General features: G+C 73.2%; 3 protein-coding genes. All 3 read left to right on the top strand.

The genetic code is table 11. The features are described 5' to 3' along the window. Positions 1–408 (top strand): phosphopantetheine-binding protein (locus tag ABD331_RS44685; protein ID WP_344489394.1); only part of this gene is annotated, 408 nt, incomplete at its 5' end. A gap of 1 nt (position 409) precedes the next feature. Beyond that, positions 410–3,397: a non-ribosomal peptide synthetase gene (locus ABD331_RS44680; RefSeq protein WP_344489391.1), complete on the top strand. Its 2,988-nt coding sequence runs from the start codon at positions 410–412 to the stop codon at positions 3,395–3,397. A 31-nt stretch (positions 3,398–3,428) separates the two neighbouring features. Next, positions 3,429–10,049 (top strand): amino acid adenylation domain-containing protein, encoded by a 6,621-nt coding sequence (locus ABD331_RS44675; protein ID WP_344489388.1) that lies wholly within the window; start codon positions 3,429–3,431, stop codon positions 10,047–10,049. Positions 10,050–10,073 lie beyond the last annotated feature (24 nt).

The raw sequence follows: 10,073 nt of genomic DNA, 5'->3' as shown, positions 1-10,073 counted from the left end.
CACCACCACATCCCCACCCACATCATCACCATCCCCCACCTCCCCCTCACCCCCAACGGCAAAATCGACCACACCGCACTCAACGCCATCCCCCTGCCCCGCACGCAGGCGGAAGACGGCGAGTGGGATGCGGTGCAGCGTGCCGTGGCCGGGATCTGGGCGGAGGCGATCGGGGCGGGGCCGCGTTCCCTGGACGACTCGTTCTTCGCGCTCGGCGGCACGTCCCTGGCCGCGATGCGGGTGGCCGCCGCCGTGGCCGCCACGATGCGCCGGCAGGTGACGGTGGGCTCCGTCTTCACGCACCAGACGTTCGGCGCGTTCGCGGAGCACTGCAGGCAGGCGCCCGTGACCCGGCCGGGCGCGCGTGTCCCGCTGACGGCCCGACCACGCCCGACCGAAGGCACCTGAGATGAGCGCTGCGTCGTACTCCTTCCCCGCCAGCCATGGCCAGGAGCGGCTCTGGCTGCTCGGGGAGCTGGGGCTGGGGTCCGCGTACAACGTCTCCGAGTCGGTGGTGGTGACGGATCCGCGGCCGGACGTGGTGCGCGCCGCGCTGGCGTACCTGGTGGAGCGGCACGAGGCGCTGCGGACGCGGTTCGTCTGGGGGCCCGGAGGCCTGTCGCAGGTGGTCGAACCGGCCGTGCCGGTGCCCGTCGAGTTCGCCGGCCGGGACCGCGCGGAGGTGGACGCGGTCCGCCGCGAGTGCCACGAGCGGCCGTTCGACCTCGCGCGCGGCCCGCTGCTGCGCTGCACCGTGGTCGATCACGGTGACCGCACCGGCACTGTCATCCTGGTCGTGCATCACATCGTGTGCGACGGCTGGTCGATGGGCATTCTGTGCCGCGAGCTGGAGACCGTCCACGAGGCCGTCCGGGACGGCCGTCCTGTGGAGCTGCCTCCGGTGCGGATCCAGCTCGGCGACTACGCCGCCTGGCAGCGCGACCACGACGCGGCGGGCGGGTTCGCCGCCGGGCTGGACCACTGGCGGCGGCGCCTGGCCGGTCTCGGCCCGCTGCCGCTGCCCACCACGCATCCGCGCCCGGCCACCCCGACGGGCCGGGGCGGCCGGACGCGGCGGCGGCTCTCCCCGGCGGCCTGTGCCGCGTTCGACGGGCTGGTCCACGACCAGAGCGTCACGCCGTTCATGGTGGGGGCGGCGGCGCTGCACGCGGTGCTGGCCCGCTACGCCAACACGGGCGACACCACGATCGGCACGCCGGTCGCCAACCGCACCCACCCCGACACCGACGCGACGGTCGGCTTTCTCGCCAACACGATCGTGCTGCGCGCCGACCTCTCAGCCGATCCCACGTTCGCCGATCTGCTGCATCAGATCCGCGACGATCTCCTGGCCGCGCTCGACCACCAGGACACTCCGTACGAACGAGTCGTCGCGGCCGTCAACCCGCCCCGCCATCCCAACCGCAACCCGCTCTTCGACGTGCTATATGTCGCCGAGGAGGCGGCCCCGCAGCCGGCTCCGGCCGCGGCCAAGTTCGACTTGCAGGTGGGGTTGCTGCTTTCGCCGGACGGTCATGAGGTGCGGGTGGTGTTCGCGGAGGATCTGTTCTCGCGCGAGTGGGCCGAGTCCTTCACCGACGCGCTGCTCACCCTGCTTTCAGCCGCCGTCGCCGCCCCGGACACCCGGGTCTCTCGTCTACCGCTGTGCGCACCCGCGCCCGAGGCCACCTTGCCGCCCGCACCGCGCACCACCGTGCTGGAACTGATCCAGCAGGTACCCCCGCACCTGACAGCGATCATCGACGGCACCCACCGCCTCACCTACGACGAACTCGACCACCACTCCACCGGCATCGCCCATACACTGCGGAAACAGGGTGCCGGGCCGGGGCACATCGTGGCCGTCCGGCTCCCCCGCGGCCACCACCTCATCACCACACTGCTGGCCATCTGGAAAACCGGCGCCGCCTACCTGCCCATCGACCCCGCCCTGCCACCGGCCCGCCAGAAAACTCTGCTCACCATCGCCAAACCCACCCTCTTCATCACCGAACCCCTAGAGGCCAGCGCCGCCGCCTCTTTGGCCGGGCCGCACCCGGACGACCTGGCCTACGTGCTGTTCACCTCAGGATCCACCGGGGAGCCTAAGGCCGTCGCCGTCCCGCACAGCAACCTCACCGCCCTGTTCGAGGGGCTGGCGGCGCGGATCCCGCGGCCGACGTGCGCGCAGTGGCTGACCAGCCCCGCCTTCGACATCTCCCTGGTCGAGATGTTGTGGCCGCTGATCTGCGGCGGAACGGTTGTGGTCGCCCCGTCGGACGGCTTCGGCCCCGGCCGCCTGACGCACGGCTCGACGGCCGGCGGCGAGCCGGTGCCGCTGCGCTGGTTGCAGGCGACGCCGTCACACGTACGGCTGATGCTCACCGACGACGTCTACCGCCGGATGATCGCGGGCCTGGACTGCGTGGTCGTCGCGGGTGAGGCGTTCCCGCCGGACCTGGCGGCGGAGCTGCTGGAGCTGGGGACGAAGAGCGTGATCAACGGGTACGGGCCCACGGAGGCGACGGTCTACGCCACCATGCACCGGGTGGAGAGCCCCGTGGGCTCACGGGTGCCGATCGGCAAGCCGCTCCCCCACACCATCACCCACACCCTCGACCCCCACGGACAACCCCTCCCACCCGGCGCCATCGGCCAACTCCACCTCACCGGACACACCCTCGCCTGGGGCTACCTCCACCAACCCCAAACCACCGCCGACCACTTCACCCCCAACCCCCACGGACCACCCGGCACCCGCCTCTACCACACCGGCGACCTCACCACCCACACCCCCCACCACACCCACCACTACCTCGGACGCACCGACCACCAACTCAAAATCGCCGGACACCGCATCGAACCCGCCGAAATCGAACACGCCCTCACCACCCACCCCCACATCACCCACGCCACCGTCACCACCAGAAACAACCACCTCACCGCCTACATCACCACCACCCCACCCACCCCAACCCCCCACCACATCCACACCCACCTCACCCACCAACTCCCCCACCACCACATCCCCACCCACATCATCACCATCCCCCACCTCCCCCTCACCCCCAACGGCAAAATCGACCACACCGCACTCAACGCCATCCCCCTGCCCCGCACCGGAGTCACGGTCGGCCGCGAGCCGCGCCCCGGCACGGAGGAGACGGTCGCGGCGGCGTGGCGGCAGGCGTTGCAGGTGGAGCGGGTGGCCGCCGACGTGTCGTTCTTCGACTCCGGCGGTTCGTCTCTCCAGCTCATCCAGTTGCACGCGCTGCTCGACGCCGAGTTCCCCGGAGTGATCCGGCTGATCGAGCTGTTCACCGCCGTGACGGTCGAGCAGACCGCGGAGCTGGTCTCCGCCCGGCAGCCGCCCAGGACGCGGGAGTTCCTGGTCTGACCGTCCATCCCGAGAGCCGAAGGACAGCGCCATGCCTGAAGCGCCGATCGCCATCGTCGGACTAGCCGTCACGTTGCCGGACGCGGCCGACTTCGAGCAGTTCCACGCCAACCTGAGCAGCGGGCTGTGCTCGGTCCGCCCGGTCTCGCGGTGGCGGCGCTGGTTCACCAACGAGCCGCTCGACGTCGACTACCCGATGGGCTCGGTCGATCGCATCGACCTGTTCGACAACGAGTTCTTCCGCGTGTCCGACGCCGACGCGCTGGCCATGGACCCGCAGCAGCGGGCGGCGCTGGAGCTGGCCTGGCGGGCGATGGAGGACGCGGGCATCCGGCGCCGGGTGCTGGGCGAGGGCCGTACCGGGGTGTTCCTGTCGGCCGCGACGTCGGGCTACGGCAGGCTGCTCGGCCGGACGACCACGCTGTCCATGCTCGGGACCGCGCCGGCCGCGATCGCCGGGCGGGTCTCCTACCATCTCGGGCTGCGCGGCCCGTCCGTGGCGGTGGAGACCGGCTGCTCGGGGTCGCTGGTGGCGGTCGCCCAGGCGGTGGACGCGCTGCGGGCCGGTCGGTGCGACCACGCGTTCGCCGGGGGTGTGAGCCTGCGGGTGTCGCTGCCGACGTGGGAGGCGATGGCGAACACCGAGATCATGTCGGCCGACGGCCTGTGCCGGGCGTTCGACGCCGACGCGGACGGCACCGCCGACGGCGAGGGCGGCGCCGTCCTGCTGCTCAAACCGCTCGAACGGGCGCTGCGCGACCGCGACAACATCCACGCGGTGATCCGCTCCGTCGTGGTCAACCACAACGCCGCCCGCGCCGTCGGCCTCAGCGCCCCCTCCACGCAGGCGCAGGTGGAGCTGCTGCTGGACGCGTGGCAGGAGGCCGGGATCTCGCCGCGCGATCTCGACTTCGTCGAGGCGCACGGCTCCGGCACGCCGCTGGGGGACGCCGTCGAGCTGTCCGCGCTCGCCACGGCGTTCGGCCAGGCCGGGGTGCCCGGTCACGCGTGCGCGGTCGGCTCGGTCAAGACCAACATCGGGCACCTCGACCAGGCGGCGGGCATTGCGGGGCTGGTCAAGGCGGTCGTCGCGCTGGAGAACCGGACGATCTACCCGTCGCTGCACTACCGCACCCCGAATCCGGACGCCGTGCTCGACGGCTCGGGGATCGCCGTGTCCGTCACCGCCGCCGCGCTGGGCGAGGGCGAGCGGGCCGCCGGGGTCAGCTCGTTCAGCCTCACGGGGACGAACGCGCACGCCGTCGTGACCACGCCGCCGCCACGTGAGCGGGGCGGGCGGGAGCGGGCCTCGGGGCAGGTGGTCACGCTGTCTGCCAGGTCGGTTGCGGCGCTCGAACGGCACTGCGAGCGGATGGCGGAGTACGTGGAGGATCGGGCGGGGCTGTCGCTGGGGGATCTGGCCTACACGCTCAACGCGGGGCGGGAGGAGTTTCCGGTCCGGCACGCTTGGGTGGTGCGGGACACGGCGGAGTTCGTGCGTCAGGCGCGGTCGGGGGCGGAGGGGCGGCTACGGCCCGCCACCGCCGTCGCGTCAAACCTCGTGGTGGTGCTGCCGGATGAGGTGGAGTTGGGGGAGGCGGGCGCGGGCGCGGTGCGCGAGGGGCAGGTGCACGAGGGGCAGGTGCACGGGGCTGAGGCGCGCGGGGGCGAGGCGCGCGGGGGCGAGGCGCGCGGGGGCGAGGCGCGCGGCGTGCGGGCGGGACTGGTGCGGGCGCTCGCTGAGCGCGGTGAGCAGGCTCCCGATGGGGCGACCGAGCAGGAGCTGGCGTACCGGCTGGTGGTGGCCGCCGGGCTCGTCCCGTCCGGTCACGTGGCGAACGGACGCGGGCGGCACACGCTGCGAGCGGTGCAAGGCACTGCAGCGCCACCAGCGTCCGAGGCCTCGCCACCGCCGTCCGGGACCGGCGCCGCGCCAGGAGCGTCCGAACGCGAGGCCGCGCCGCCGATCGATCTGGAAGGCGTGCGGACGGCGGTCGCCACCCTCCAGCAGGAGCCCACGCTCTTCCTCGTCCTGGGCCCCGGCGGCAGCCCACTTGCGAGAGCCGTGGAGGAGGCAGGCGCCGAGCGGATGCTGCGCTTCCCGTCCAGCGACCTCGAACAGGCCGTCAACACGCTCGTGGCCACCGCCTCCCGCGAGGGCGTCCCGGTGGATTGGGAGCGGCACCACCGCCACCTGTCCCCCCGCCGGGTGACGCTCCCGACGTACCCCTTCGAACGCCGCCGCCTGTGGCCGCTCCAGCCCGGCCAGGACAGGCCGGACGAGCACGCCGCCACCACCAGCGCGACCCCGACGGCGGTCCGCACGCCGGACGACGTCGAGCAGGCGTTGCGCCGCATTCTCGGCGACGTGCTCAAGGTGCCCGACCTGGGCCCCGAGCCCGACTACTTCTCGCTGGGCGGCAACTCCATCCTGGGCCTGGAGGTGATCGACCGGATCGGGCGCGAGCTGGGCGTCCGACTGCCGCTGCCCGACCTGTACTTCCATCCGGCGCTCGTGGAGCTCACCCGCCACGTGGTGGAGCTGCAGCAGAGCGGCGGCGGCGCGGCGACGGGCGCGGTCGTGACCAGGCGGGAGCAGGCGGACTACCCGCTCAGCCACGGCCAGGAGAGCCTGTGGTTCCTGCAGCGGCTCGACCCGGACAGCTCGGTCTACAACGTGACGATCGACATGCGGCTGCGCGGCGAGCTGGACACGGCGGCGCTGCGGCGGGCCGTGTCCAGGCTGGTCGAGCGGCACGAGGTGCTGCGTTCCCGGTACGTCCCGGCCGCCGACGGTCAGGTGCGGGCGGTGGTGGATCCGCCCGGCGAGGTCGAACTGCCGGTGGTCGAGTTGCCGGAGAGCGCTGGGGATCGGCTGGCCGCGCTGGTCAAGGAGCTGGCGCTCACCCCGTACGACCTCGAACGGGGCCCGCTGTACCGGCTCGCGCTGATCAGGATGGGCGAGAACGACCACCTGCTGGTGTTCGGCACCCACCACTCGGTGGACGACGGCTGGAGCCCCGCCATCGTGGACCGCGAGCTGTCGGCGTTCTACCTGGCCGAGACGTCCGGCGCCGAGCCCGACCTGCCGCCGCTCACCATCCAGTACGGCGACTTCGCCACCTGGCAGCGCAACACGCTGACCGGAGACACCCTCGCCGAGAAGATCGGCTTCTGGACGGGCTACCTCGACCAGGCGCAGCCGCTGGAGCTGCCGACGGACCATCCGCGCCCGCCCAAGCTGGGCGAGCGGGGCGGCCACGTCTTCTTCACGATGACCGCCGAGCAGCTCGCCGGGCTGCGCGTGCTGGCCCAGCGCGAGCGGTGCACGCTGTTCACCGCCACGCTGACGCTGTACAAGGCGCTGATGCACCTCTACACCGGCAACCAGGACCTGGTGATGGGCACCATCGTGGCCGGGCGCGACCTGCCGGAGACGCGCGACATGATCGGCTACTTCAACAACATGGTGACGATCAGAACCAGCGCGCGGGACCGGCCGTCCTTCCGCACCCTGCTGCGCCGGTTGCGGCGCTCGTTCCTGAGCACCATCGACCATCACGACGTGCCGTTCACGAAGGTCGTGGAGGCGCTGAGGCCGCCGCGCGACCTGAGCCGCCATCCGATCTTCCAGGTCGGCTTCACCTACCAGAACATCCCGCGGCTGCCGCACCGGATGGGCGGGCTGGCCCAGCGCCGCTCGTACGACCAGCACTTCGTCTACGGCCTGCCGCCGGACCGGGCGCCCTGGGACCTCAACCTCACCATCTGGGACATCGAGGGCGAGTCCTCGATGACGGCGGTGCTGGAGTACTCGAAGGACCTGTTCGAGCACGTCACGGTGGAGCGCATGGGCGGCCACTTCCTGGCCGTGCTGGACCGGGTGCTGGCCACGCCGGACGTGCCGCTGGCCGAGCTGGGCGTGCTCACCGAGGCCGAGCGCGAGGACGCCATGCGGCACGCCGTGCGGCCCTTCGACGAGGGGGCGTCCCTGGAGGAGGCGCACCTGCTCGACGTGGCCCGGCGGGTCGCGCGGGAGGATCCGGGGCGGGCGGCGCTGGTGTCCGGGCTTGGGACGGTCGGGTACGCGGAGTTGCTGGGGCGGGCGCGGCGCAGGGCGTACGGGCTGGTCGCGCGAGGGGTGCGGCCGGGCGACACGGTCGCGATGTCGCTGCCCCGGTCGGAGGAGGCCGTCGTCACGATTCTCGGCGCTTGGCTGGCGGGCGCGGCGTACCTGCCGCTGACCGCCGACACGCCGCCGGCCCGCAGGAAGCGGCTGCTCGCCACCGCCGGCGCCACCCTGCTGGTGACCGACGAGCACACCGCCGAGCACCCCGCCGAGCACCCCGGCGAACACCCCGCCGAGCACCCCGGCGAACACACCCACGAGCACACCGGCGAGGTCAGAACGTACCGGCCGGAGGAGCTGGACGTGGACGGCGACGGCGTGCTTCCGCCGCCCGACCTGGACCGTCCCGCCTACGTCATCTTCACCTCCGGCTCCACGGGCACGCCGAAGGGCGTCCTGGTCGCGCACCGGGCGCTGACCCCGTTCCTGGCGGCGTGGCGGGCGCTGCGCGACCGCGCCGGGACGGACCTGCGCGTCCTGAGCCTGGCGACCACCGCGTTCGACGTGTTCACCGGCGACGTGCTGCGTGCACTGGGCACGGGCGGCAGCCTGGTGCTGGCCGGCGAGGACGCGGTGCGCGGGCCGCGCGAGCTGCGCGCCACCATCGAGGAGTTCGGCGTCAACACGGTCGAGCTGGTGCCCGCGCACCTGCGCGCCGAGCTGATCGACCTGCTGGCGGAGTCGGGCGGCGGGCTGGGCGGGGTGCGGTTGCTGTGCTGCGGCCTGGAGTCGTGGCGGGAGTCGGAGCTGCGCGCCACCCGCCGCTACCTCGACGACGACGCGCTGATCGTGAACATCTTCGGGGTGACGGAGGCGGCGATCGACAGCCTCTGCTCGGTTCACGACGCGTCCGCCGCCGGGCCGGTGGACGGGGACGACCGGCTGGTGCCCGTCGGGCGGCCGTATCCGGGGGTGCGCGCGTACGTGCTGGACGAGGCGCTGCGGCCGGCGCCGGCGGGCGTGATCGGGGAGCTGCATCTGGGCGGCGGCGGGCTGGCGCTGGGGTACGCGGGCCAGGCGGCGCTCACCGCGGACAGGTTCGTGCCCGACCCGTTCGCCGCCGTTCCAGGGGCGCGCATGTACCGGACCGGCGACCTGGTGCGGCGGCGGCCCGGCGGGGAGCTGGAGTTCCTGGGCCGGGTGGACGACCAGATCAAGGTGCACGGCTTCCGGGTGGAGCCCGGCGAGATCGAGAGCTCGCTGCGGGCCCATCCGGACGTGCTGAACGCCGTGGTCCGGGCGAGGGGCAGCGGCAGGGACGCCGCGCTGATCGCCTTCCTGGTGCCGGCGCGGCCCCGCCGCACCGCGGGCGCGAAGGAGCTGCGCGCGTTCCTGCGCAGGACGCTGCCCGACTACCTGGTCCCGCACCGCTACACGTGGCTGGCGGAGCTGCCGATGGCCGCCAACGGCAAGGTGGACCTGGACGCGCTGGACGCCCTGTCCGCCGCGGTGTCGGAGCCCGCCTCGGCCGGCTCGGTGCCGCCGCGCGACCGGGCGGAGCTGAGCATCGTGCGGCGGTTCGAGCGGACGCTGGGCCTGGCCCCGGTCGGCGTGCACGACAACTTCTTCGACCTGGGCGGGCACTCGCTGCTCGCGGTGCGGCTGCTGACGGAGCTGGAGCAGGAGCTGGACGTTCAGCTCCCGCTGAACGTGCTGTTCGAGTGCCCGACGCCGGCGGCGCTCGCGCAGCTCGTCCAGTCGGACGCGGTGCTGCCCGCGGCGGCCTCGCTGGTCGAGCTGAGCGGCGGCGGCCCCGGCACGCCCGTGGTGCTGGTCCCGCCGTCGGGCGGCAGCCCGCTCAGCTACTACCCGTTCGCCAAGCGGCTGGGCGAGGATCGCGTCGTGTTCGGCCTGTCGTCGGTGGGGCTCAACGGCGAGGACGAGCCGCTGGAGGACGCCGGCACGATCTGCGAGCGTTTCGTGAAGACCCTCACCGACCACGGGCTGCGCGGGCCGCTGGTCGTCGGCGGCTGGTCCTTCGGCGGCACCCTGGCGCAGGAGCTGGCGCTGCGGCTGGGGGAGGCGGGCATCGAGGTGCCGCTGGTCGTCCCGATCGACGCCGCCCCCGTGGACCTGCGTCCGCACCGCCTGCCCGGCAACGAGCACGAGCTGCTGCGGTATCTGCTGGTGCTGGACCACGACTACGTCATCCCTGACGAGGAGCTGGACGGGCTGGACGCCGACGGCCGGCTCGCCCGCGTGTTGCAGCTCGCCCAGGACGAGGGGCACTTCTCCGGCGCGATGACCCCGGGACGGCTGCGCGTCCTGCTGCGGCTGCTGCGCGCGAACGAGGAGGCCGTCCTGTCGCACCGGCCCCGCCGCTGGGACGGTGAGCTGCTGCTGCTCCGCACGGCGGGCGGCCCTGAGCCGGGGGTGAACCTGGCCCGCGACCTGGGCTGGGCGGCGTACGCCGGCCGCGTCGCGGTCCGCGAGGTGCCGGGCACGCACTTCTCCGTCGTCCCCGCCGAGCACCAGGCGCTGGGCGCCGCGCTGCACGCCGAACTGCTGGAACGCCGCCTCTGAACGGGCGTAGCGTCCTTCACCACC

It is taken from the genome of Nonomuraea monospora (assembly GCF_039531895.1).
Classification (GTDB): Bacteria; Actinomycetota; Actinomycetes; order Streptosporangiales; family Streptosporangiaceae; genus Nonomuraea; species Nonomuraea monospora.
The sequence above is the reverse complement of the archived record's forward strand: the minus strand, read 5'-3'. Positions and strand labels throughout refer to the sequence as shown.

What these genes read in the sequence shown, in the direction of transcription:
- ABD331_RS44680 (WP_344489391.1), top strand. Translation starts at nt 410, where the DNA reads ATGAGCGCTGCGTCGTACTCCTTCCCCGCCAGCCATGGCCAGGAGCGG.
- ABD331_RS44675 (WP_344489388.1), top strand. Translation starts at nt 3,429, where the DNA reads ATGCCTGAAGCGCCGATCGCCATCGTCGGACTAGCCGTCACGTTGCCG.